The sequence below is a fragment of the Flavobacterium sp. YJ01 genome, from assembly GCF_029320955.1.
Classification (GTDB): Bacteria; Bacteroidota; Bacteroidia; order Flavobacteriales; family Flavobacteriaceae; genus Flavobacterium.
In genome coordinates this window covers 3,727,008-3,751,258 of the sequence record NZ_CP119757.1, presented here as the reverse complement: position 1 = coordinate 3,751,258, position 24,251 = coordinate 3,727,008, and the positions used below count along the sequence as shown (strand labels likewise).

At 33.2% G+C, this 24,251-nt stretch carries 19 protein-coding genes; 13 read left to right on the top strand and 6 right to left on the bottom strand.

All coding sequences use genetic code 11. The annotated features are described in order from the left end of the window. Positions 1-346 precede the first annotated feature (346 nt). Complete coding sequence (locus P0R33_RS16470) at positions 347-901, top strand: transposase (protein WP_276172287.1); 555 nt, start codon at positions 347-349, stop codon at positions 899-901. 212 nt (positions 902-1,113) lie between these two features. On the opposite strand, the gene P0R33_RS16465 is transcribed toward P0R33_RS16470, so the two are convergent. After that, complete coding sequence (locus P0R33_RS16465) at positions 1,114-1,719, bottom strand: nucleosidase (RefSeq protein ID WP_276172286.1); 606 nt, start codon at positions 1,717-1,719, stop codon at positions 1,114-1,116. 181 nt (positions 1,720-1,900) lie between these two features. Between P0R33_RS16465 and P0R33_RS16460 the strand changes: the two genes are divergently transcribed. From P0R33_RS16460 to P0R33_RS16445, 4 genes are all read left to right on the top strand, one after another. Next, complete coding sequence (locus tag P0R33_RS16460; protein WP_276172285.1) at positions 1,901-2,464, top strand: DUF6642 family protein; 564 nt, start codon at positions 1,901-1,903, stop codon at positions 2,462-2,464. A gap of 2 nt (positions 2,465-2,466) precedes the next feature. Beyond that, positions 2,467-3,387 (top strand): AraC family transcriptional regulator, encoded by a 921-nt coding sequence (locus P0R33_RS16455; RefSeq protein ID WP_276172284.1) that lies wholly within the window; start codon positions 2,467-2,469, stop codon positions 3,385-3,387. Positions 3,388-3,448: 61 nt separating this feature from the next. Beyond that, positions 3,449-3,658: a hypothetical protein gene (locus tag P0R33_RS16450; protein WP_276172283.1), complete on the top strand. Its 210-nt coding sequence runs from the start codon at positions 3,449-3,451 to the stop codon at positions 3,656-3,658. A 23-nt stretch (positions 3,659-3,681) separates the two neighbouring features. Continuing rightward, entirely contained in the window at positions 3,682-4,254 is a 573-nt protein-coding gene (locus tag P0R33_RS16445) for a pentapeptide repeat-containing protein (RefSeq protein WP_276172282.1), read from the top strand. Between the two features lie 106 nt (positions 4,255-4,360). Here P0R33_RS16445 and P0R33_RS16440 read toward each other — a convergent pair whose 3' ends face one another. The 4 genes from P0R33_RS16440 to P0R33_RS16425 form a co-directional block, all read right to left on the bottom strand. After that, positions 4,361-5,935 (bottom strand): DUF4957 domain-containing protein, encoded by a 1,575-nt coding sequence (locus tag P0R33_RS16440; protein WP_276172281.1) that lies wholly within the window; start codon positions 5,933-5,935, stop codon positions 4,361-4,363. 17 nt (positions 5,936-5,952) lie between these two features. Beyond that, complete coding sequence (locus tag P0R33_RS16435; protein ID WP_276172280.1) at positions 5,953-7,755, bottom strand: RagB/SusD family nutrient uptake outer membrane protein; 1,803 nt, start codon at positions 7,753-7,755, stop codon at positions 5,953-5,955. An 18-nt stretch (positions 7,756-7,773) separates the two neighbouring features. Beyond that, positions 7,774-11,016: a TonB-dependent receptor gene (locus P0R33_RS16430; protein ID WP_276172279.1), complete on the bottom strand. Its 3,243-nt coding sequence runs from the start codon at positions 11,014-11,016 to the stop codon at positions 7,774-7,776. A 628-nt stretch (positions 11,017-11,644) separates the two neighbouring features. After that, a complete protein-coding gene (locus P0R33_RS16425) occupies positions 11,645-12,811 on the bottom strand; it encodes an MFS transporter (protein WP_276172278.1) in 1,167 nt (388 codons plus the stop codon). 102 nt (positions 12,812-12,913) lie between these two features. Here P0R33_RS16425 and P0R33_RS16420 point away from each other — a divergent pair, with 102 nt between their 5' ends. From P0R33_RS16420 to P0R33_RS16390, 7 genes are all read left to right on the top strand, one after another. Further along, the gene (locus P0R33_RS16420; RefSeq protein ID WP_276172277.1) at positions 12,914-13,747 is read left to right on the top strand and encodes an AraC family transcriptional regulator; all 834 of its coding nucleotides are present in this window, start codon (positions 12,914-12,916) and stop codon (positions 13,745-13,747) included. A gap of 70 nt (positions 13,748-13,817) precedes the next feature. Beyond that, positions 13,818-14,177: a hypothetical protein gene (locus P0R33_RS16415; RefSeq protein WP_276172276.1), complete on the top strand. Its 360-nt coding sequence runs from the start codon at positions 13,818-13,820 to the stop codon at positions 14,175-14,177. 99 nt (positions 14,178-14,276) lie between these two features. Further along, the gene (locus P0R33_RS16410) at positions 14,277-14,804 is read left to right on the top strand and encodes a DUF3347 domain-containing protein (RefSeq protein ID WP_276172275.1); all 528 of its coding nucleotides are present in this window, start codon (positions 14,277-14,279) and stop codon (positions 14,802-14,804) included. A 43-nt stretch (positions 14,805-14,847) separates the two neighbouring features. Next, complete coding sequence (locus tag P0R33_RS16405) at positions 14,848-15,366, top strand: AraC family transcriptional regulator (RefSeq protein ID WP_276175666.1); 519 nt, start codon at positions 14,848-14,850, stop codon at positions 15,364-15,366. A 230-nt stretch (positions 15,367-15,596) separates the two neighbouring features. Next, positions 15,597-18,131 carry a heavy metal translocating P-type ATPase gene (locus tag P0R33_RS16400; RefSeq protein WP_276172274.1) on the top strand — a complete coding sequence of 845 codons (2,535 nt, stop codon included), beginning with the start codon at positions 15,597-15,599 and terminating at the stop codon, positions 18,129-18,131. Positions 18,132-18,325: 194 nt separating this feature from the next. Then, entirely contained in the window at positions 18,326-20,569 is a 2,244-nt protein-coding gene (locus tag P0R33_RS16395) for a multicopper oxidase domain-containing protein (RefSeq protein ID WP_276172273.1), read from the top strand. Positions 20,570-21,211: 642 nt separating this feature from the next. Next, on the top strand, positions 21,212-23,029 hold the full coding sequence (locus P0R33_RS16390; protein WP_276172272.1) for a family 10 glycosylhydrolase: 1,818 nt from the start codon (positions 21,212-21,214) through the stop codon (positions 23,027-23,029). Positions 23,030-23,078: 49 nt separating this feature from the next. Here P0R33_RS16390 and P0R33_RS16385 read toward each other — a convergent pair whose 3' ends face one another. After that, on the bottom strand, positions 23,079-23,531 hold the full coding sequence (locus tag P0R33_RS16385) for a DUF4442 domain-containing protein (protein WP_276172271.1): 453 nt from the start codon (positions 23,529-23,531) through the stop codon (positions 23,079-23,081). A 231-nt stretch (positions 23,532-23,762) separates the two neighbouring features. Here P0R33_RS16385 and P0R33_RS16380 point away from each other — a divergent pair, with 231 nt between their 5' ends. After that, a complete protein-coding gene (locus P0R33_RS16380) occupies positions 23,763-24,242 on the top strand; it encodes a DUF4870 domain-containing protein (RefSeq protein WP_276172270.1) in 480 nt (159 codons plus the stop codon). Positions 24,243-24,251: the final 9 nt, after the last annotated feature.

The following is a 24,251-nucleotide window of genomic DNA, read 5'->3' as shown; positions in this document are numbered from 1 at the left end:
CCCGAATAATTATTTGTGATAAACCTATGAAAAAAATCAATCGATTTCGGTGCAAAATAGGCTTTATTCTTAAAAAAGAAGAGGAAGTTTTTTCTTTTTAAGGGGTGTAGATGTACTTTATTACAACTATTTTTACTCGATCAAGTAAATATCTCTCCGTAACGATAGCGCGGATTTGTAATCCGTGCCCGCAAAGTGATTTCTTCAAAACTTATAAATAAAAAATAAAAATTTCCCGCAACGATAACGCAGATTTGCAATCTGTGCCCTCAAAGCAATTCCATTAAAATATATAAAAAAAAATAAAACTTTTCTTATGTTATTTTATTTTTGCAAAAAAAAGAGCGTGTCAACAAAATACAAAGCAACAACAACTGATGAAGCATATTTTATAACTATAACTGCTGTAGGATGGATCGATATATTTACAAGAATAAATCAGAAAAGTGTTCTAATAAATGCACTAAAATATTGTCAGGAAAACAAAGGTTTGGAGATTTATGCCTATTGTATTATGAGCAGTCATATTCATTTGCTCTGTAAAGGAACAAATGGTTTTGTATTATCTGATATTATTAGAGATTTTAAAAAATTTACATCCAAAAAAATAATACAGACTATAATAGATGAACCCGAAAGCAGAAGAGAATGGATGCTGGAATATTTCCAGAAAGCATGTGAACATTTAAAAAAGAATCAGACTTATAAAGTTTGGCAAAATGGCTATCATGCAGAACATATTTACAGCAATAAATTTATTAAGCAAAAGATAGATTACATTCATAATAATCCTGTAAAAGATAAAACTGTTAGTTCACCTGAAGATTATTATTTTAGTTCCGCTAGGAATTATTCCGGTTTAGAAAATGATTTAGATATTGTTTTGTTAGATTTGTTTTGAAAAAAAATCAATAGTTTTTTAGAAAATATCAACAACTATTGAAGATTTTTGATTTGCATTGTGTCCAATCTTTGAGGGCACAGATTACAAATCTGCGCTAACGATTGAGAGTAGATCAGCGCGATCGGCATTATTTCTTGACAGCCGAATTGTTACCAATTCCTAATTTTACAATTTGAAACTTTAAATTTATTCTTTTAAAAAACATTTCGTTAAGAAATAGCTTCGGTTTCCTCAATCAAACCTAAAATTTTACCATAAGCAATCGCCGCTTTATGAACCTGAACTGTCCAATCTTCGGCGGCATTATCATCGGCACCGTCTGAAATATATTTTAAACTCAAAAACGGAATATTTTCTTTCATAGCAATCATGGCTAAAGCGTAGGCTTCCATATCGACAACATTGTACGCGTCTGAACAATGTCCCATTTCGAAATTATCACCTGTTCCGCAAATTCCTTCTTGAAGATTATCCATCAATAAACCGTATTCTAAAATTGGCGGCAATCCAGAAAGAGGCGTTTCGAATTGTGCAAAACCTAAACCGCGAACATCCATATCTCTTTGTACAAATTTAGTACAACAGATTACGTCGCCTTTTTGAAAACAACTGCTTCCCGCCGATCCTAAATTTACAATTACGGCAGGTTTTTTCTTTTGAATCGCTTTTGACAATTCATAAGCTGCATTTACTTTTCCGATTCCGGTAAATAAAACATTATTTCCTTTAAAAACTTCTGCTGCTTCAGATTCGAGAGCAAAACAGAATAATATATCTTCAATAGCAAAAGATGCCGTTTGGTTAATTTGTATCATGCGTAATGTATTTTCGGTTTACAAAAATACGCTTTAAAATTTACGTGACTCTAACCTAAATTTAAAATCTAAAAAACACGTTAAAGTCTGTTTTCTATGCTGAATTTTGTTTCAGAAAAAATACTTTTGTTAAAATCAAAAAAGAAGAATTTCAATCCTTAAAACCAGAAAGAAAAACTGAATGGATAATGAAAAATTTATTTTCTGCCTTGAAGGCGTTCGAGATGTAGACGATGATACCCAAACTCATGTGGTTAAATGTCTGGAAGAATTGGCAATTGACCAAGGCATTTCGAGCATTCACAAAACTTGCGATACTATTGAAGGTTTAGAAGAAAGTTTAAATATTTTGCTTTATGAAGATCATAATTTTAAAGATTATGAAATCATTTATTTAGCCATGCCTGGACAGCAAAATAATATTTGCCTTCATGATTATTATTACAGTATCGAAGAAATTGCAGAGCTTTTTGAAGGAAAAATGAAAGGTAAAATCATTCATTTTGCAAATCTTAAAGTTTTAGATTTGAATGAAGAAGAAGCACAATATTTCTTAGATATAACTGGAGCAAGAGCCATTTCTGGTTACGGTTCTACTTATAATAAAATTGCCAGCTGCAGTACAATTGACAAAGCCTTTTTTAGCCTTTATCAGGAAAATGACAATGTAATCGAAGTTGTCGAAGATTTATACGCCAAACACTATAATCTATGCAAATTGCTTGATTTTAGATTATATTATTAAATATGAAGAAAAAGCAGGTCGAAAAAATAAAAACGTATGAAGCGAAAGGTTTCAGAGAAAAATTTCTTGGAGAAGACAATCCTATTCATCTACTTTTCAAATCCAATTCTGATCATTTTTTCTGTCTTGAAATCGAAGCGGTTATGCACATGCAACATCCTGTTCCACCTTCTAAACATTCTTGTCATACTTTAATTTTTATTTCTTCGGGACAGCACGTTATGAAAATGGGCGATCAGGAATATACTACGACCGATAATCAAATGATTATGGTTCCTGCTGGTCAGATTTTCTCGCTTGATAACGTTAATAATATTCATAATGGTTATATCTGCCAGTTCCATCCTGATGTTTTAATTAGAAAATACGGCAGCCGTGAATTGTTGAATGATTTTGATTTTCTAAAAATCTCTGGAAATCCTAAAATCGAACTAGGTCCAGAAGATATTGGTGCCATTACAAATATTTTAGAACGATTGAAAAAGGAATATTCTGAAACCGCCTTTACGGATTTGAATATTGTACAATCGTACCTGATTACGCTGTTTTACGAAATGAATAAAAATGCTGTAAAAACTTCTAAAAGTATTTCGGCGGCAGAAGCAATTACTGGAAAATTTAAAGAACTGATTCACGATCAAATCAAAACACAGCATCAGGTTAATTATTATTCTTCTTTATTAAACATCACTCCCAACCATTTAAACAAATGTGTAAAGACTGTTACAGGAAAAACTGCCGTAAAATGGATTGATGACAGCATATTATTAGAAGCCAAATATTTACTGTATCAAACCACGCTTTCTGTTGGCGAAATAGCCACACAAGTAGGCTTTGAAGATCAATCTTACTTTAGCCGTTTTTTCAAAAAAGCAGAAGGAATTTCACCTATTCGATATCGAAAATTGATTGATAAATCCTAATTATTGATTACAGAATCCTAACAAACAAGTTGGCTTTTTTCAGAAATTTGTGTCCTCAAAAATGCAAATTATGATTTATGTTTTTAAAACTTCCGTTGATAGCCAGGCCAAATTTGAGTCTGCTTCTGCATATCTAGATCAATTGTTACCAAAATCTCAGTGGAATTTTGATCTTGAAGATTGCGACAATATTTTAAGAGTAGACAGCGAATTAAACGTGGCTGAATTGCTTCAAAACAATACCATTTTCGATTGCATCGAATTAGAATAAACTTATACGCCTTTTAAACATTTATGGAATCCAAATTATACCAAAACCGAACTTTTGAAACCATCGATTACTCGGAACAAAGTTTAGATAATACTGAATTTGTAAACTGCGAATTCATAAACTGTAATTTTTCTAAAAGCGATTTGAGTAACAACGACTTTCTGGATTCAACTTTTAAAAATTGCAATCTTTCTTTGGCTGTTTTGCGAAATACAGGTTTAAAAAACATCAAATTTATTGGATGTAAACTTATGGGCCTTGATTTTAGCGCTTGCAATAGTTTTTTATTTTCAATGAACTTTGAAGATTGCCTTTTGGACTATTCCACTTTCATTTATAAAAAATTAAAGAAAACCAATTTTATAGATTGTTCTTTAAAAGAAACAGATTTTTCGAACACAGATTTATCTTTAGCTATTTTTAAAAATTGTGATCTTTCTAGTGCCACTTTCGTGGAAAGTATTTTAGAAAAAACAGATTTTAGAACTTCTAGAAATTATGCTTTTGATCCGTCTGAAAATAAAATTAAAGGAACTAAAGTTTCGCACACAGCACTTGCAGGTTTATTAGAAAAATTCGATTTATCAATCGAATAATTTTAGTCGCAGTTTTCAATCACGGTTTTCAGTATACTGCGACTAAAAAAAAAGCGGAATCCAAACTTAATTGTATCCCGCTTTTCCTATTTATTAACCATGAATTCTAGTTACCAGTAGTCCAACGTGGATCTCCAACTTTTCTATCAATTAAAGCTTGATTTTTAATTGTAAAGTTTCCTGTTGCTGCACTTGTAAATTGAGGATCAAGTACAGTTGCTGTAGCATCAGGTCTGTTATTGCTTGCTGTAGCTTGCAAACCAGTCGAATTGAAATTGTTATTATTTGAGAACGTCGGAACTGCTGTTGCAGTCGTGTTTGTATATACTGCCGATCCAACTGCCAATAATGAATTACGCACTGTTAATGTATTTGAGACAAAACGCACATATAAAATTCTACTTGCTGCTGGCAAAGTAGGTGCATATATTGTACACCCGTCAACTAAAACAGTACTAGTCAAACCTGTTCCAGATAATGTAGCAGCGACATCTAAACGAATAAAGTCGCGAGATGAACAATTATCGAAAGTACTTTTTGTTAAAGTTACATTTGCCACATAAGTAGTTCTGAAATCTATAAAATCAGCACCAGCAGCAGTGTTTACATTTTTAATGATACTATTATCAACAGTAAACGATTTTAATCTAGCTAATGCATTTCCGTACATTAATTGAGAAGGATAATCATGAACGTTACAACCGCTGACTAAAACATCTCCTAATTGTGTTGGCGATGCCGTACCAATTGTGATTGCTCCTCCAGTTGTTCCTGTTCCGTTCAAATCTAAATCGATTAATGAGAAATTAACTACCTCGCTTGCGTTAGCAGGATTATTTCCAAGCGTGAAATTAACTTTTAGTTTTGATTTATCAGCTGGTCTCAAACCTCTTAATGTTAGCGTTTTATTTACAGCTATTGTTCCCGTTTGCGCTGTATAATCGCCAGGCATGAACACTAAAACAGATCCAGCAGGTGCTGCGTTAATTTTCTGGAAGATATCATCTTCTGGTTTTACTAAAATACCAGTTCCAATATCTATTCCTGTTGTAAAAGTTACCACGCCTCTTTTCTTAGCTCCATTTAATAATGTTGCTGTATAAGCCGTTTCTCCAGTAAGTCCTGTTATTACAGCTACACCAGACGTTTTTTCTGCTGGGGTAATTGTATGAGAAATATTTCCTGGCATTACTGTAATTTGAGTAACTGTACTATTAGGAACCCATCTTAAAGTAACTTGTTTTGCATCAATATCAGCTGGCTGAACCGCATAGAAAAGCTGTTCTGATAATGTTGTTGCAGTAGTTACTGACCATTTAGAATCTTCTAAACCTGTAGTAACTGATTTTACTCTAATAGAATAAACCGTTTCTCCCTCTAGTGCAACTTGCACAGGAAGTTGTGACGCTGTAACATTTACTGTTTTGTAAATAGTTTTGAACTCTGGATCATCTGCACTAAATTCTATTACATAATGATCTGCATTATCACCACTTTTAGGTGTCCAAGTTAACTCAACTATGGTTTGATTTCTAATGGTAGCTTTAAGACCAATTGGCGAAAATTCTCTCGTATTTCCTATACTGTCTAATAATCCTTCATTATAACTTTCACAGCTTGAAACAGCAATGGCAAGTAAAAATGCGACTATTAATCCTTTAAATATATATTTTGTTTTCATAATAATTTATAAATTTATTAATAACCGTAATCATTTTTTAACTGACCATTACTTCCGTCAATAAACACTTGCCATATTGGCCAGAATTGTCTGTTATCAGGGTTAACTCCAGTTTTATATAATGAATTTACTTTTGCATCTGCAGTAGTTCCTGTCCATGTCCAAGTAACAGCTGTATAAGTTGCTCCTGGATTTACATTCTCTCCTCTATTTAATCCGTAGATGTCGATAGATACGTTATCTGCTTTAAATTTATAATATAATGTTGTTGGTACATCAGCATATTCACCAGTACGAGCTGATAAAGCAGCCATTTTGGTTTTAGCTTCGTCTAATTTTGCTTTTAATAAATTCCAACGAATTAAATTTTGTTTACGTTCCATTTCACCTGTAAACTCAAATTTGTTTTCAGTTACAAGAGCATTAAACATTGCTTCTTTACTAGTTAAAGCATTTACATATGTATCAACTTTTACTGCTTGAGACGCTGAAGGGAATGATCTTCTACGAATTTCTTTCAAATAAGGCATTGCCGATCCTGGACCTTCCAATTCGTTTGCAGCTTCAGCAGCAATAAGAAGTACTTCAGCATATCTCATGTACATTTTATTAACCCCATCATCATTAGTTGAAGTCACATAACGTTTCATCCATTCGTAACGATATTTACCAAAATACCAAGTATCTAAAGTACCAAGTTCTTGTTTTGCTATATTATTAGTCGCTGCACCATATTTATAAGGTACACAAGTAACATCTCTACGAGTATCAACTTGATCATAATCATAAAAAACAGTTGGTAATGGTCCTGCTACACCGCCACGGTTAGCTCCGTTAGCTTGGAATTGATCACTAGCAGCTGTATGTTTTACAGCGAAAGTAAATAACATTCTACCACGTCCATCTGCGAAAGGAAGTTCCCAAAGAGATTCTCCTCCAGCAGTAGTATTTTCTTCATTGTATTTTCTCCATAATCCTTCAAAAGTAGACTCTAAACGAGCTGAACCGCTTTGAATTACTTCACGAGATTCTCTTAAAGCTAATGCATACATATTAGCAACTGAAAGTTCTGGATCATTACTTCTTCTAACTCCATCAGGATATTGTTGGTAACCACTAGCCACCATAGCCAAACGAGCTCTAAATCCTTTAACAAAGGCTTTATTTACGTGTTCAACAGTATTGGTGTAAGCAGTTGCGTTTGGCCATGCAACCAATGTTGAAGCTTCTCCTAAGTCTGCAATTAATTGTTTATAAAGAATATCTCTGCTTGTTTTAGGCAAGTATAAAGTTTCACTAGTAATAGGCTCAAAACGAGCTGGAACATCACCCCAAGCTTTAATTAAATCAGCATAATAAATTGCTCTCAGTGTTAAAGCCTCTCCTAATAATTGTCCCATTTCTGATCCTGGAGTAGGATTTCCGTATTGACGTATACCTTTTATACAAACATTAGCACGTTCAATACCTGAAAACATCATTGAATACGCATTATTAGTTGTGTTCATTTCCGTATTACCTGGCTTTGCATCGTAAACACATAAATCGGCTTTATCTCCAGCAGTTTGCGAAGTATTATACCACTCTGTATCTGTATTTAATCCGTAATATGGTAAAAATCTTCCTCTATAAGAGTTAGTTTCTGCAAATGGCACTTTTATTCCATCGATAGCTCCTTTTGCAAGCCCAGGTGTAGAAAAAATCAAAGCAGCATCTAATGTTGATTGAGCAGGCGAATCTAAATAGTCATCTTCAAATTGCTGGCAAGAACTAAATAAGCTCGAAATAATTAATCCCGCTATTATTATTTTATGTTTCATTTTTTGTAGTAATTAAAATTAGAAATTAAGATTCATCCCAAAAACCATTTGTCTGCTTCTTGGATAAGGACTTGAATCAACCCCTGGTGTAAGTGGGTTTTTTCTTCTAGTTGAAACTTCCGGATCAGAACCCGAATAGTTAGTCCAAACAAAAACATTGCTTGCCGTCAGATAGAATCTCAATTTAGAAACTCCAAGTTTAGATGTAAACATCTCAGGTGCTGTATACCCTAATGTCAAAGTATTTAATCTTAAAAATGATGCGTCTTCAACTGCCCAATCTGTAAATATAGCCGTTCTCATATATGGTGACCACATTGTTGTATTAGCGTTAAGTTCAGTTAATGCAGCTGGATCTGTTACTAATTGACCTGTAGCAGGATCTAAATTTGTCCATCTCTTTCCATCTGCCATTGTAGAATTTAAATTTTTATACTGTGCTGAAGCATTAGCTGTAGAAAATTCAATTTTATCAGCATTATATACATCATTACCAATACTCCAGTTAAAAGCAGCCATTAAATCAAATCCGTAAGCATTTCCATTAATAACAAAACCTCCTGAACTTTTTGGATTAACATTACCAATAACAGTTTTATCGCTTAAATCTACTTTACCGTCACCGTTAACATCTTTCAATTTCATATCTCCAGGTTTAAGTCCGCTACCGTCTCCAACCAAAGTAGTAGCCGTAGCAACAACTCCTGTTTTTAAAACATATTTTCCTCCAACATAATCGAAGTCAGAAACCTCATATCTTCCATCATTTTTATAACCGTACATTGTACCTAGTGAAGAACCAACTTGAATTAGGTAATCATCTCCAATTTGTGAAGAAGCCCAACCTGTTGCAGCTCCAAAATTATTCATAACTCCTAAAGAGTTGATACGGTTTTTGTTTATACCCATATTGAATGAGAAGTTCAATCCGTATTTTGCTTTTTCAATTGCAACTACGTTAATAGTAGCCTCGAAACCTGTGTTTTGCGTTTCTCCCATGTTACGATATTGGAAATCATATCCAGAACCCGGAACTGGGAAATTAATTAATAAGTCACTTGTAATATTTTTGTAGACATCAAAATTACCGCTTAAACGATTCTTGAAAAATCCAAAATCTAAACCGAAGTTTTGAGTTACAGTTGTTTCCCATTTTAAATCAGGATTAGGCATTGTTTTAGAAGGTGCCCAAATACTAGTCACACCATTAATCCATGTTGTTGCTGTAGATTGAAAAATCTGGACTTGCTGCCCAACAGGAATATTATTATTTCCAGCCTCACCGTAACTAGCTCTTACTTTTAGAAGATTGATCCAACTTGTATTTTTAAGGAAGCTTTCTTCTGAAATTTTCCATCCTGCTGCAAAAGCTGGGAAATATCCCCAACGGTTTTGCTCTAAAAATTTACTAGATCCGTCTGCACGAAATGTAGCCGATAAGATATAACGATTTTTGTAGTCATAATTTGCACGACCGAAAAATGACAATAATTTATCATCAGGGCTGTAATAGTTATCTACTGATTGAGGTGTTCCTTGTGTTGTTAATGTTTTTGCTTTATCAAAATCAAAAAACTTAGGATATCCATGAATAGTAGTTGTTACCGTATTTGAATTGTAATTAATACTTTCTTGTCCAAGAAGTGCTGTCAAATGATGATTTTCTCCCATTATCTTTTTAAAATCATAATTCAATGTATTAGCATTTCTAAAACGTCTTTCTTTGCTATCTCCCATAATCATTGCAGGCATTCCTTGTAAAGGCCCTAGCGGAGCATTTGCAATATAGTAAGTAGTTAGTCCATAATAGCGATAATCTAAATTGTTAAAATTATCAAGCCCCAAGTCAACATTTAATTTTAAATTTTCTGCAAGTTCCCATCCAAAACTTCCTAACATATTAAAGTTTTTACGAAACTGCTGACGTTCATTATCATAAACCGATCTTAAAGGGTTAACCAATACATCAGAACCATCACCAGATACATCATCTGAACTTAAACCTGCTACAGGAAGTGGCGCATAACCAACGATAGTACGCATACGCGAATCTGCTGAAGATTTCTCATTTTGCTCATTTACACCACCACCATCAATCTCTGTATCTGAATAACGTACCGTAAAAGCAACATCAATCTTTTCATTTAATTTACTTTTTAAAGCCAAAGACAAGTTGTTTCTTTTATAATTAGAACCGATCATAATTGCCTTTTCATCGTAGTGCGCATAATTAAAGTTATAATTAAGCTTATCCGTTCCACCTCTAATTCCCAAATCACGGCTTTGCACTTCTCCAGTACGCCCGAAAATTTGTTTTTGCCAATTATCTCCTTTCAAACCTTTGTACATATCTTGATCTTGCCAATTTCCAAAATACTTAGTATATGAACTAGGATCAGAAGCTACTTTTGTACCTGTTTGAGAAAGCAAAGCATATTCGTATTGCCATTTAGTATAATCGTCTGGCGATAAAACATCAATTTGCTTCGCCATCGTTTTCATACCGTAAAACATATTAAAATTCACGGCTATTTTACCATCTTTCCCTTTTTTAGTTGTAATCAAAATTACTCCATTTGCACCACGTGATCCGTAGATTGCAGTTGAAGCGGCATCTTTCAAAACAGTCATCGAATCGATATCAGATGAAGAAATATCATTCATGCTATTAATTGGAAATCCATCCACAATGATCAAAGGTGAAGCATCTTGAGTAAGCGATCCACCACCACGAACTCTAATTCTAATATCGGCATCTGGAGAACCTTCTGCAGAGGTCACTTGAACACCCGCAATACGTCCTGTCAAAGCTTCAGCGACATTTGCCACTGGAACTTTTTTCAAGTCATTTCCAGAAATCGTAGAAACTGCACCAGTCAAATCAGATTTTTTTGATGTTCCGTACCCAATAACCACAACTTCATTTAAGTTATTTGAGTCTTCTGTTAAAGTTGCATTTACTTTTGTTTTACCAGCCGCAGGAACATCAATGGTTTTAAATCCAATGAAAGAAAAGCTTAATACCGCTTTCGGGTTGGTTAGTTTAAGTTTGTAATGACCGTCAAAATCGGTAGAAGTTCCGTTCTTAGTTCCTTTCTCTAAGACATTTACGCCCGGAAGAGAAAGTCCCGCAGCATCTGTCACGGTTCCCTCTATAGTTGTACCCTGCGCATGTAATTGACTGCCGATCAATAAGCACAGTAAGAAAACAAGTTTAAAGCAAAAATTTGCTCCTTTGTTTAATAGTTCTTTAAAGTTCATGGTTGATTGTTTAAGTTATTAATTGTTTTTAGTCGTGGTTTAAGTGGTTTTTTGTGGTTACTTTCAATTCATTTATTTAATTATTACAGGTATTAAGTTTATTTTGAGATTTTATATTTCTTAACAAACCAGAGTAATTTTTACTACTGTTTAATTTCTGATTACTTAATCGATTTCGAAGATTAAAAATAAAGTTGTAATCGATTACACAAACATAGATATTTTTTTTAAACGAAAAATAATTTTTCATAAAAAAGTCATAAAAAAAATTATATATCAAAAAAAATATTGGTTTTTTATATGAGATATATAATTTTAGCGAATATAAAATATTAAATATATTATTGTTATTCGTTCATTTGATTCGATTTTTGCAAAAAAAACAATCGATTACATGAATATTAGTTGCGAAATTTTTAGGTGTTATTTTTACACTTAAAAAGTTAAAATAATCCTAAAAAAAATGAAAATATTTTATTTAGATTTTAAAAATTATACTGATTTTACCTATAAATAAGATCAAAAAAGCCATAGAAAAAGTAATTTTGACTATAAGTTTAGGTATTTGGAAGCACAAAAAAGCCCTTAAACAAAAGTTAAGGGCTTTAAGAATTTAATTATTTTGAGTTTATACAGGCTGAACTTGAACCTGTTTTTGATGCAACCTCATCAGTATGAATGTAATAACCATTCCGATCATCGACATTGCAACTCCAATTAAGTTTGGCGACGAATAACTAAATCCAGCAGCCAATGGCAATCCTCCTAGAAAAGCTCCTAATGCATTACCGATATTAAAACTTCCTTGGAGTGACGCAGAAGCAATCATCTCTGCTCCTTTCGCAGTACGAATCATAAGCATTTGAATTGGCGCAATTACTGAGAATGAAATAGCTCCAGTTAAAAATGTCAAGAAAAGAGAAACATATTGATTAAAAGAGAAGAAATATACCAAAACCAAATCTAACGACATTACCATTAATAACGCTAATGTAGTTGGTGCCGGTGAAAACCGATCTGCCAATTTTCCTCCAACAAAATTACCAACGACCATTCCTAATCCCGCTAAAATCAAAATAGACGAAACATCTTCTGGCGCAAATTTGGATACATTAATAAGTAAAGGAGCAATATAACTGATCCAAGCAAACAAACCTCCGAAACCAATTGCTGTTATCCCTATAATTAACCAAGCTTCTCTTCGCTTAAAAAACTGAAGCTGTGTTTTCATATTGACGCTTTCTCCTTTTTCAAGATTTGGCATCCATAAATAAATGGCCAAAAACGTTAATAATCCAACAATGGCAATTAGCACAAAAGTATAACGCCAAATAAAATGATGCCCAATATAAGTTCCAATTGGCACGCCGATTAAGTTAGCAATTGTTAAACCTGCAAACATTGTTGATATAGCCTGTGCTTCTTTTCCTTTGTCAGCCAAACGGCTTGCAACTACCGCTCCTACTCCGAAGAATGCGCCATGCGGCAAACCTGAAAGAAATCGAGATGCAAATAAAACATTATAATCTGGAGCAATAATAGACAATGCATTAAAAACTGCCAGCATTAAAGCTAAGATTAAAAGCATTTTTTTAGGCGCATAATTTCTACCAGCAATCACCAATAAAGGTGCACCAATAACAACTCCTAAAGCATAAGATGAAATTAAATATCCAGCAACAGGAATCGAAACTTTCATATCTGAAGCAATATCCGGGAGTAATCCCATCATTACAAATTCTGTAATTCCGATAGTTAACCCTCCTAAAGAGAGTGCAATAAGACTTTTTTTCATTTTAATAAAAGTAGAAAGGAATAGATTTCTACGAGGCAAAATTAACACCGTTAACCTTAAAAAAAATTGTAAATTTGCGACATAAAATTGTACAATTAAGTTATGCCGAAATTAAATCAGTTTAAAACGCTAGTACTTGATGAGTTTGAAGAAGAAAAATTTCATCTTCCGCCGCATACCCATACATATTACGAAATCATCTACATTAATAAAGGAAGCGGAATTCATCATTTAAACAATAATCTTTTACCATATAAAGCTGGCGATTTATTTGTTATTTCTCCAGATGATGAACATTATTTTGACATAAAGAAAAGTACGCGTTTTACGTTTATCAAATTTACCGACAATTATTTCAACTCTAAACAGAATCTTACTTGTGATGAATTTTTAGTAAATACTCCAGAAAGTTTCATGCGCGATAAAATCCTAAAAGAAACCGTTTTGAAGTTTGATGAACCTTGTAAAACGATTCTGAAAAACACGGTTGAAAACATTGTCACGTACGGAAAATATATTGATGTAACTTCTTCACCAATTGTTTTTTATCAGATTCTTTCGATTTTCGGTTTAATTAAAGAAACGATTCGAGGCATGAATTTACAGATGAAATCGACTCACTTGGACAACGAACAAATTGCAAATTATATTCATCAGAATATTTATCAACCCAAATTGGTTCAGATAAAAGTTATTGCAGAGCATTTTAATATTGCCCAAACTTATTTTAGTGCTTATTTTAAAAGAACATTTAGCATAAGTTATCGAGAGTATATTCATAATTTGAGAACAACTTTAATCGAAAAAAGATTTCACAACAATCAATTGCCTATTAAACAGATTGCCTATGAATTTGGTTTTACAGACGAAAGTCATTTGACGAATTATTTCAAAAAACGAAAAAACATGAAACCAACCGATTTTAAGAAACTGTAGTTAGCAAAATCATAAAATGCAATTTGCTCAAACATTTTTAACTAAATTTGTGCTACTAAAATCAATTTCTTTGAACAAGAAAATCCACATAATAATGCTTTTTATAACGCTTAGTTTCTTTTTGAATCCAGGTTATACTTATGCATGCAATATGGAACATACTAAAGAAATTGCCACTAAAAAAGAAAACAGCTGTTCTAAAAAATGCTGCGAAAACAAAACTTCAAAACAAGACAAACATAATTGTGACGGAAAATGCCGTCATTCGGGCTGTAATACCTCAAACTTTTCAAATATTATTTTAACTTCAAATGAATTTGATTTACAAAATAATATTTTCAATTTTTCTTTAAAAAACACTTTCAATTATTATCCTGAAGTTACTATTTCTTCGGGTTTTACTTCAATTTGGCTGAAGCCGAAAATATAATTTTTGTATTTTTATTAGCCCATATTGGGTATTTTTTGAATCGAAAACTTTAAATAATCTAAAGGAAATTTGAAAATCCTTTATCAAATACAAATCACAATGAAAAAATCAATTATAGCTTTAACAGCAACAATCGCAATATTATTTTCTGCAAATAACATTCAGGCAAACACGCTAAATTCTGAAGCAATAACAATCGAAATTGCAGATGCTCAATTGCAAAGCGTTTATGATGCTTATTTTACTGTAAAAGATGCACTTATAAAAAGTGACAGCAAATTGACTTCGGCTAAAGCCAAAGATTTACTGACAGCGATTACAGCAGTAAAAATGGACAAATTGAAAAGCAACGAACATACAGTTTGGATGAAAGTAGTGAAAAAACTAACTGCCGATGCTAAAAGTATTTCATCAACAACAGATCTTAAAAAACAACGTGAGACTTTTAAATCGTTGTCTAAAAGCACGTACGATTTAATAAAAGTTTCAAATCCAACTGAACCAATCTACAAACAATATTGCCCAATGGCCGATGCTGATTGGTTAAGCAAAGAAAAAGCAGTTAAGAATCCGTATTACGGTTCTTCGATGCTGACTTGCGGAAACGTGGTAGAAACGATTAAATAATATGAAGCTTTACATCAAAAATATGGTGTGTAGCCGATGCAAAATGGTTGTGAAGTCTGAGTTCGAAAAGCTCGGACTTCAAACTATTGCTGTTGAATTGGGTGAAGTTGAACTTGAGGAAGAAATTAGCGATAAACAGAAAGAGGTTTTATTAGAAAATCTTCAAATTTTAGGTTTTGATTTAATTGATGATAAAAAAACAAAAACGGTAGAAAAAATAAAAAACCTGATTGTCGATTTGGTTCATCATAAAAACAATGATCTTAAAATCAACTTGTCTGATTACTTGGCAGAAAATTTAAATCAAGATTATAATTCGCTGAGCAATTTATTCTCGGAAATTGAAAACACGACAATCGAAAAGTATTTCATTAGCCAGAAAATAGAAAAAGTAAAAGAATTGTTGATTTATAATGAGCTTTCGTTAAGCGAAATTGCTGATATTTTGAACTATAGCAATGTGGCGCATTTGAGTAATCAATTCAAAAAAATTACGGGCTACACTCCTACTTCTTTCAAACAATCGAAAGATAAAATGCGTATTCAGATAGAGAATTTGTAATTTTTTTTTAACCGCAAAAGGCGCAAAGATTTACGCAAGGTTCGCAAAGTTATTTTTAAGATAAAGCTTTGCGAACTTTGCGTTTTTTATAAAGCCCAGCATATCAAAAATCCTTGCACCTTTTGCGGTTAAAAAAAAATCGTAAATCTTACAAATCATTCCCAAAATTCTACAAACCATTGTAACTTGTACTTCGGAAATTTGCATTGTAATACTTAAAAACCAATACAATGACTCATCAATATATAATTTCAGGAATGTCTTGCAACGGCTGTCGAACTAAAGTCGAAAAAACTTTAAATGAAATAGATGGCGTTCAGGCAGAAGTAACTCTGAATCCGCCAACTGCAACCATAATAATGGACAAACATGTGTCGACAGAAAAATTTCAAGAAGTTTTGTCTACAGCAGGAAATTATACTATCGAAATGGATTCTCCTAAAAACCATTCTGAAACATCTGTAAAATCTTGCTGTTCGGGTCATAAAAAAGAGAACCATGATCATCATAAAACAGAAACAAAAAAAGTGCATCAGCATAGTGCAAACGGCGTTTATTATTGCCCAATGCATTGCGAAGGCGACAAAACATATAACAAACCCGGAGACTGCCCAGTGTGCGGAATGGATTTAGTTCCACAAATTGCCATAACTGCAACACAATTTACGTGTCCGATGCATCCTGAAATCGTTTCAAACGAACCAGGCGATTGCCCGATTTGCGGAATGGGTTTGGTTCCGATGCAGGCTTCTGAAAGCGAAGAAAACAAAACTTACAGTGATTTATTGAAAAAAATGAAAATAGCAATTTTGTTTACGCTTCCTATTTTCATTATTTCAATGTCAGAAATGATTCCGAATAATCCGCTTTACAATATAATGTCTATCGAAAAATGGAATTGGGTTCAATTTCTATTTTCGCTTCCAGTATTGTTTTATGCAGGATGGATGTTTTTTGTTCGTGCCTACAAATCCATTGTGACTTGGAAGTTTAACATGTTCACTTTAATTGGAATCGGAACAAGTGTTGCTTTCCTTTTTAGTATTGTCGGAATGTTTTTTCCAGATATTTTTCCAGCTGAATTCAAATCACATCACGGAACTATTCATTTGTATTTTGAAGCCGCAACTGTAATTATCACTTTAGTTTTATTAGGACAATTATTAGAAGCAAAAGCGCACGGACAAACTAACGGAGCAATAAAAGAATTATTAAAATTAGCTCCAACAGAAGCTACGTTGGTAGAAAACGGAATTGACAAAGTAATTTCTATTCATAACATTAAAAAGGGCGATTTACTTCGTGTAAAACCAGGAGAAAAAATTCCGGTTGATGGAAAAATAACTTCTGGCGAAAGCAGTATCGATGAATCGATGATTACAGGAGAACCAATTCCTGTTGACAAAAAAACAGGCGATGCTGTAATTTCGGGAACAATAAACGGCACAAAATCATTTGTTATGATTGCCGAAAAAGTAGGATCTGAAACCATGTTGTCGCAGATTATTCAAATGGTAAATGATGCCAGCAGATCTCGCGCTCCAATTCAGAAATTAGCCGATCGAGTTTCTAAATATTTTGTTCCGACTGTAGTTATTATTTCGATTGTAACCTTTTTTGCTTGGGCAAAATTTGGTCCAGAACCCGCTTATGTTTACGGATTAATCAATGCCATTGCTGTTTTAATTATCGCTTGTCCTTGCGCACTTGGACTCGCAACTCCGATGTCTGTCATGGTGGGAGTTGGTAAAGGAGCACAAAACGGAATCTTGATCAAAAATGCCGAAGCCTTGGAAAACATGAATAAAATTGATGTTTTAATTACCGATAAAACAGGAACAATTACGGAAGGAAAACCATCTGTAGAAAAAATATATGCCGTTAATAATGAGGAAGATTTTCTGCTTCAAAATATTGCTTCTTTAAATCAGCATAGTGAACATCCTTTGGCGCAGGCCGTGGTCAATTTCGCGAAAGCAAAAAAAAGTTCATTTAAAGAAGTTCAAAGTTTTGAAACCATTACCGGAAAAGGTGTTTTAGGAATTATAGAAAACAAAAAAGTAGCTTTAGGAAATAGAAAATTAATGGATGAGATTGGCGCTTCTGTTTCTACCGATTTAGAACAAAAAGTAATTTTTGAACAGAATTTAGGAAAAACTATTTCGTACATCGCCATTGAAAAAAGCGTTTTAGGTTTCGTAGCTATTACCGATGCCATCAAAGAAAACAGCGCAAAAGCCATTAAAGAATTAATAGCTCAAGGCGTTGAGGTTATCATGATGACAGGTGATAATCATAATACGGCAAAAGCCGTTGCTGAACATTTACATTTGAGTTCTTTCAAAGCAGATTGTCTTCCTGAAGATAAATTAAAAGAAATTGAACGTCTTCAAGTACAAGGAAAAATTGTTGCCATGGCTGGCGACGGAATCAATGATGCGCCTGCTTTAGCACAATCAAACATTGGAATTGCAATGGGAACAGGAACTGATGTTGCAATCGAAAGCGCAAAAATTACATTGGTAAAAGGCGATTTAAACGGAATTGTAAAAGCCAAAAACCTGAGCCATGCCGTTATGTCAAACATCAAACAAAATCTATTTTTTGCTTTTATTTATAATACTTTAGGCGTACCAATTGCAGCAGGAATTTTATATCCATTTTTAGGAATTCTGCTTTCGCCGATGTTAGCTGCTGTTGCCATGAGTTTGAGTTCTGTATCTGTAATCGTAAACGCTTTGCGATTGAGAAATTTAAAATTATAAGTTAGGCATAATTATTTCAACACATAGAAACATAGCTTTACATTGTAGGTAAAGGCGTTTCACTTGCATCAATACACATAGCTATGTGTGGAAACTAGTTTCTTGTACTTTCTTTTTTACACATAAAACTCTATGTTTCTATGTGTTAAAATTAAACTGTGTTCAATTTAACCCAACGAATTAAAATTATAATAATGATAAAAATCAAATATATACTTCTACTTTTTTTAATTGCTTTTCAGCTGAAGGCTCAAAAAGTAGTGCGTTACGATTTGCATGTCCGTGATACAATTGTCAATTTTTCGGGCAAAGAAAAACGAGCAATTTCTGTTAACGGACAAATTCCGATGCCGACTCTGACTTTTACTGAAGGTGATATTGCTGAAATTTATGTTCATAACGAATTAAAAAAAGAAACAACTTCTATGCATTGGCACGGATTATTTCTTCCCAATAAAGAAGACGGAGTTCCCTATTTAACTCAAATGCCGATTGAACCGGCAACAACTCATAAATATTCTTTTCCTATAATTCAAAACGGAACCTATTGGTATCACAGTCATTCTGGTTTGCAGGAACAAATTGGTTTGTACGGACTTTTTATCATCAATAAGAAAAAAGACGATTCAACAATTAGAAAAGGCATTGACGATTTGCCAACGATTCCAGTTATTTTAAGTGAATGGTCAGATCTTAAACCAGAAAATATTCAGCGAATGCTTCACAATGCCAATGACTGGTTTGCAATTAAAAAAGGAACAACACAAAGTTATGCCGAAGCGGTAAAACAAGGCCATTTTTCGACCAAAGTGACCAACGAATGGAAACGAATGAATGCCATGGATGTGAGTGATGTTTATTATGAAAAATTTCTAATTAACGGAAGAAATGAACAACAGTTTTCAGATTTGAAACCAGGTTCAAAAGTTCGATTACGAATTGCAAACGGAGGTGCTTCCAGTTATTTCTGGCTGACTTACGGTGGCGGAAAAATTACCGTTGTGGCAAGTGATGGAAACGACGTCGAACCAGTAGAAGTTGATCGTTTGATTATTGCGGTTTCTGAAACTTACGATGTTGTGGTTACTATTCCAGAAGACCATAAATCTTTTGCTTTTTTGGCTACAGCCGAAGACAGAACGGGATCAGCCTCTTTGTTTTTAGGAAGTGGAGAAAAACAACCAATTCATCATCTTTCAAAACTAAAATATTTTGAAGGCATGAAAATGATGAATGATATGATGAAAATGAATGGAGAAATGAACGATATGGGCATGAATATGTCTTTGAATAAAATGGATATGAATGCCGTAATGTATCCCGAAATTTCTGGTGAAGATGAAAATTCAAAACCAAAAATGGATCATTCCAATCATAATATGGAAGACATGAAAATGGAAAGTGACAGCACTGAAACTTCTGAAATTGTGACTTTGAATTACGGAATGCTGAAATCCCCGTTTAAAACCAATCTTCCAAAAGACGCGCCTGTAAAAGAATTGCGTTTCACTTTATCTGGAAACATGAACCGCTACGTTTGGAGTTTAGACAATAAAGTAGTTTCTGAAACGGATAAAATTCTAATTAAAAAAGGAGAAAACGTTCGTATTATTTTATATAATGGTTCAATGATGCGACACCCAATGCATTTACACGGACACGATTTTAGAATTCTGAATGAACACGGCGATTATGCTCCACTTAAAAATGTCATTGATATTATGCCAATGGAAACTGATACAATCGAATTTCAGGCAAATGCCGATGGCGACTGGTTTTTTCATTGTCATATTTTATATCATATGATGGCGGGAATGGGAAGAATTTTTACTTATGAAAATTCGGCACCAAATCCGTTGATTCATCATCCAGAAATGGCTTTTAAAATGCTAAAAATGGATGACAGAATGTTTCATTTTATGGCTGAAAATGATTTTGCTACGAATGGAAATGATGGTGAAGCGATGTTCAGTAATACGCGCTGGAGCATCGGAACAGAATGGAGATTGGGCTACAACGACAAACACGGTTATGAAACCGAAACGCATATTGGAAGATATATTGGAAAAAATCAATGGTTAATGCCTTTTATAGGTTTTGACTGGCGTTACCGAAAAATGGGAATGGACGAACAAGAACAAAATCTCTTTGGTCAAAAAAACACCAAAGATAATCGCTCGGTTTTTAGTTTAGGAGCTGAATACACTTTACCAATGCTCATAAAAGCGCAAGTTGAGGTTTATACCGATGGAAATGTACGTTTACAGTTTGAAAGAAAAGATATTCCGCTTTCGCAAAGACTTCGAATGAATTTAATGTGGAACACCGATAAAGAATACATGGCAGGATTGAAATACATCGTTGGCCGAAACTTCGGGATTACAACTCATTATGACAGCGATATGGGAATTGGTTTTGGGGTTAATTTAAATTATTAAAAGGCTTACAAAAATGAATTGGCATTAATTTTGAAAAGATCAAAATCATCAAAAGCCAATTTAAACTATGTTCGGAATCAATCCCTTTTTATTACTCTTTTTACCATTAATTTTCCAATTTATATTTGGAAGAAAAGATAATGCAGAAAGTATAAAATTGAACTTTGCCAAAGTGAGTATTATTAATTTTCTTTTGCAAATCGTATTTTCATGCTTAGTGTTTAATATTATTGCAAATAGATTAACTGCTAATGGACCATTAAAATGCGGAATGCCCTTCGTGGGGTTAATTTTTCTGGAACTGCTTATTGCTGTCGTTTTATTAGCTGTAATACTAATTCAATATTTAATTAAAAGATCTTACAATCGTAATACATAAAAACTTGCTTTATTTTTCTTTTTTACAAAAGCATTAAAATAAAAATGTTCGTACAATAAAACAAAAAGACCTCTAAAGCAATTGAGGTCTTTTTTTATGTCTTGTTCTTAAATTTCAAAAATATCCTTTCTATTTTTGCGTCTTGTTGCGTTATTTGCATTTTAAATCAAATTAAAAACGAAATAAAATGCAAAATAAATGAATACAATTGCGTTTTTTAATATATTTATACTTCGATAATTATACCAAAAAACCAATTTACTATGAAAAAAACTACTTTTACTGCTTTTAAAACTGCAATTGCAACATGTCTGTTTTTGAGTTTCTCACTACTCGAAGCACAATGCATACAGGGACCAGAATTTAATAAAACAACACCTAAAAGAGATTTGAGAGGTGTTTTTTTACCCTCTGTTTTCAATCTAACATGGCCTACAAACAAAACAGCTTCTCCCGCTGTACAACAGGCCGAATTAATTACAATTCTAGATAATCTTCAAAACAATGGTTATAATACGGTATTTCTGCAAGTTCGTCCAGCAAGTGATGCACTATATGTATCTGCAATAGAACCCTGGTCAAACTACTTAACAGGAACGGAAGGACTAGCTCCTAACCCTCTATGGGATCCTTTAACATTTGCCATAACTGAATCGCATAAGAGAGGATTGGATCTTCATGCTTGGATAAATCCTTATAGAGCAAAGAATGGTACTTATACAAATGCGTCAAATCATCCGATAAGTAAAAATCCGTCATGGGTAATTACTGCCGCCAATAATGCCAACTTGAAAATATTAAATCCCGGATTACCCGAAGTTCGGGACTACATTGTTTCTATCATTCAGGATATTGCCACACGATATGATGTTGATGGAATTCATTTTGACGACTATTTTTACCCAAGCGGTGCCATGGCTGCAGCTCCTGCAAATCAAGATAGTCAAACATTTATTGACCATAATCCAAATGGTTTAACATTAGCAAACTGGAGAAGAGAAAACGGAAACATCTTGATTACAATGGTTTATGATGCTCTTCAGACTATTAATACTAATTTGAATAAAAATATTGTTTTTGGAGTGAGTCCTTCTGGGATATGGAAAAGCGGTGTGCCTGCTGGAATTACTGGTGGATCATCTTACAATGACTTATTTTACGATCCGATTGCATGGTTAGACGCTGGAAAAGTAGATTATCTTGCTCCGCAATTATATTGGAAAATCACTGGAGCACAAGATTATGTAAAACTTTCGCAATGGTGGAATGATGAAATAAAAGCTAGAAACAAGCAATTATATGTAAGTCAAGCGTTTTACAAAATGGATGATACCAACAACTGGGCATCGTCAGAATTACAAAATCAGACGATTCACAACAGAACAGCATCTATGAATGCTACATTTGGTCAAATTGCCTATAGTTACGCTTCTATAAAAACGAATTCAAAATCAATAAATACAAATTTGAGTGGAGCAGAATATAAATACAAATCTTTCGCTCCGCCTATTGCAGGAAAAGATGACATTTGCCCAAATAAACCGGCAAATATTACTATTACAGGAACCAGCTTAACTTGGGATACCCCTGCTCCTGCTTCTGATGGTGATTTACCAGTAAAATATGTAATTTATGCTTTTAACAACGCTGCCGAAGCCGTTACCAACAAAGATGACGGTTCTAAAATTATCGAAATTACAGCTAAAAACCAGTTTACATTGACTCAGGATCAAGTTGATACTAAATTTATTGTGGTAACATCTTTAGATAAAAATAATAACGAAGCTGGAACTTATGATCCGAACTTAGGAAATGATGATTTTGAACTTGCATCAAAAAATTCATTTAATGTTTATCCTAATCCTTTTAATGAAGTGTTTACAATAGATTTTAACAATCCTGTAAATATTGCGCATATTACAATTTATGAAGCAAGTGGAAAACAAGTGTGGCATCAGAATATTAATAATTCTGATTCACAAGTAACAGTATTACCCTCAAATTTAATGAGTGGTTTTTATTTTGTTAAAGTTAGTTTTGAAAACGGAAGCAGTGAAAGTTTTAAAATAATCAAAAAATAACCACAGCCGTTTTCTGTAAAACAGCCTCATTTCTGAGGCTGTTTTTATTTTATTTTAAGCGAACACTCCATTCAAAATCCATTTCAGAAACCTGAACACCTTCTTCATTTGTTCCAATAGATTTCATCCAGAAAGTCTGCCCTTCTCCAGTTTCAATTGTTTTTTTGATTGCGTCTGCAATTAGATGTCCATCTCTACAAACAAATGTTATTCTTCCAGTTGCTTTTTTAGTAAAGTTTCCTTTATTATTTGCAACTAACATCGAAATCTTTTTTCCGCTTTGCTGAATTTGAGAAATGACCAAAGCTCCAGTTGTTAATTCTGCTGCCATTGCCTGAACTGCAAAATACATCGAATTAAACGGATTCTGATTGATCCATCTGTGTTTAACTGTTACTGTACAGCTGCTGTCGTTTATATCCTTTACACGAACACCACAGAAATATGCAGAAGGAAGTTTAAATAGAACGAACTTATTAAGTTTTGATACCGAAAGTGCCATGTCATTTATTTTTTTATGTAAAAATACAAAAAAACTATGCGTGCACAATAAATTATTAAACTATCAAAACAACATCAACAAAATCAATACTTTCAGATGGTTTTCAGCGATTTAAATTAAAATTCTTAGTTTTAAATTTGTTAAATTTTTGTTAATATTTGGTACTATGTAAAACAAGATACTGTTTTTTAGACATATATTTGCATAAGAAATTACTATATACTTTTAATCATGGAAACAACAACACCACTCATCATGGAAAAAACATCAGAAAAGAATACAGCAGCATTTACTCATTTGAGTACATTAAGTCAATATATAATTCCATTTGGGAACTATATTTTTCCGTTAATCATTTGGACAAACTACAAAGACAAATCTGAATTTGCAGATCATCACGGAAAACAGGCTTTGAACTTTCAGTTAAGCTTATTGCTTTATACTTTGATTTTAGCACTTATTGCAATACCAATTTTTGTATCAGTAGTTTTACAGAACATTCCAATTGAAGCCTTTTTTAACGATCATAATTTTGTGATTAGAAACTTTGATTTTCAATCGCATATCGGAATGCTAAGTGTAGGAATTACTGCTGTAGTACTTTTTGGATTATTAAAATTTGTTGAATTCTTTTTAGTGATTTATGCTACAATAAAAGCTTCAAACGGAGAATTATATAAATACCCGCTTACGATTCCTTTTATAAAGTAACACAAATCA

Excerpts from the sequence above, each read along its gene's own strand:
- P0R33_RS16465 (WP_276172286.1), bottom strand. The coding sequence starts at position 1,719 with ATGATACAAATTAACCAAACGGCATCTTTTGCTATTGAAGATATATTA.
- P0R33_RS16460 (WP_276172285.1), top strand. The coding sequence starts at position 1,901 with ATGGATAATGAAAAATTTATTTTCTGCCTTGAAGGCGTTCGAGATGTA.
- P0R33_RS16455 (WP_276172284.1), top strand. The coding sequence starts at position 2,467 with ATGAAGAAAAAGCAGGTCGAAAAAATAAAAACGTATGAAGCGAAAGGT.
- P0R33_RS16450 (WP_276172283.1), top strand. The coding sequence starts at position 3,449 with ATGCAAATTATGATTTATGTTTTTAAAACTTCCGTTGATAGCCAGGCC.
- P0R33_RS16445 (WP_276172282.1), top strand. The coding sequence starts at position 3,682 with ATGGAATCCAAATTATACCAAAACCGAACTTTTGAAACCATCGATTAC.
- P0R33_RS16440 (WP_276172281.1), bottom strand. The coding sequence starts at position 5,935 with ATGAAAACAAAATATATATTTAAAGGATTAATAGTCGCATTTTTACTT.
- P0R33_RS16435 (WP_276172280.1), bottom strand. The coding sequence starts at position 7,755 with ATGAAACATAAAATAATAATAGCGGGATTAATTATTTCGAGCTTATTT.
- P0R33_RS16430 (WP_276172279.1), bottom strand. The coding sequence starts at position 11,016 with ATGAACTTTAAAGAACTATTAAACAAAGGAGCAAATTTTTGCTTTAAA.
- P0R33_RS16425 (WP_276172278.1), bottom strand. The coding sequence starts at position 12,811 with ATGAAAAAAAGTCTTATTGCACTCTCTTTAGGAGGGTTAACTATCGGA.
- P0R33_RS16420 (WP_276172277.1), top strand. The coding sequence starts at position 12,914 with ATGCCGAAATTAAATCAGTTTAAAACGCTAGTACTTGATGAGTTTGAA.
- P0R33_RS16410 (WP_276172275.1), top strand. The coding sequence starts at position 14,277 with ATGAAAAAATCAATTATAGCTTTAACAGCAACAATCGCAATATTATTT.
- P0R33_RS16405 (WP_276175666.1), top strand. The coding sequence starts at position 14,848 with ATGGTTGTGAAGTCTGAGTTCGAAAAGCTCGGACTTCAAACTATTGCT.
- P0R33_RS16400 (WP_276172274.1), top strand. The coding sequence starts at position 15,597 with ATGACTCATCAATATATAATTTCAGGAATGTCTTGCAACGGCTGTCGA.
- P0R33_RS16395 (WP_276172273.1), top strand. The coding sequence starts at position 18,326 with ATGATAAAAATCAAATATATACTTCTACTTTTTTTAATTGCTTTTCAG.
- P0R33_RS16390 (WP_276172272.1), top strand. The coding sequence starts at position 21,212 with ATGAAAAAAACTACTTTTACTGCTTTTAAAACTGCAATTGCAACATGT.
- P0R33_RS16385 (WP_276172271.1), bottom strand. The coding sequence starts at position 23,531 with ATGGCACTTTCGGTATCAAAACTTAATAAGTTCGTTCTATTTAAACTT.
- P0R33_RS16380 (WP_276172270.1), top strand. The coding sequence starts at position 23,763 with ATGGAAACAACAACACCACTCATCATGGAAAAAACATCAGAAAAGAAT.